Genomic DNA, 725 nt, shown 5'->3' with positions numbered 1-725 from the left:
CGGCGAGGTCGAAGCGGAAGCCGAGCAGCCGGCCCACGGCCTCGGCGTTCTCGAAGGTCGCGGCCCGGATGCAGCGCGCGCGGATCCGCGATTCGGCGGCGGATTGCGCAGCCGCGGCCGAGTTCCCGCCGCTGCCCGCAGCGGCGTCGAGGTCGCAGCGCGCCAGCTGCGCGCCGCTGACCAGACGCGGCGGGGGCGGCGGCAGCGTGCAGGCCGAGAGCAGCAGCAGCAGAGGCAGGACTCGGCGCATCGGATCCTCCGACGCGCCGAGCGTGGCCGCGGAGCGCGGCAGCGGGATGGCGCCTGCGTGGCGCGCCCGCGTCACCCCCGGAAGGCGAGACGGCCGAGCAGCTTCGCGGAGGCGCCGAGTTGCGCGGCGATCTCGCGCAGCGTGCCGCCCCTGGCGCGCAGACCTTCCAGCCGGCGCAGCTTCGCCTCGTCGAGCTGCGCCGCGATCGCGGCCCAGAGCGCCTCATGATTCCAGCTGGCCGCACCCTGGGGCACGGCGACGGGGATGACGGCGGCGCGCGGCACGTCGAGCGCGGCCGCGACGGCCTCCATCGCGGCGCGCAGGCTCTCCTCCTTCGGCCGCGTGCCGGCGGGATCGTAGGGCGGGGTCCATTCGGCGGCGGGGCGCAGCCGGTCCACATGCGTCAGCGCGACGACCAGGGGTGGCGGGCGGCGCGCGTGGTCCGCGGCCTGAAGCGCGCGGAGCGCCTGCAGCG

At 77.7% G+C, this 725-nt stretch carries 2 protein-coding genes; both read right to left on the bottom strand.

Translation table 11 applies throughout. The features are described 5' to 3' along the window. Nucleotides 1–250: hypothetical protein (locus L2I40_RS23995; protein WP_237217849.1), on the bottom strand; the 250-nt coding region annotated here is incomplete at its 3' end. Nucleotides 251–321: 71 nt separating this feature from the next. Next, nucleotides 322–725 (bottom strand): GTPase family protein (locus L2I40_RS23990; protein ID WP_237217848.1); only part of this gene is annotated, 404 nt, incomplete at its 5' end.

The sequence above is a fragment of the Falsiroseomonas oryziterrae genome, from assembly GCF_021864505.1.
GTDB lineage: Bacteria > Pseudomonadota > Alphaproteobacteria > Acetobacterales > Acetobacteraceae > Falsiroseomonas > Falsiroseomonas oryziterrae.
This window is presented reverse-complemented; position numbering and strand designations above follow the sequence as displayed.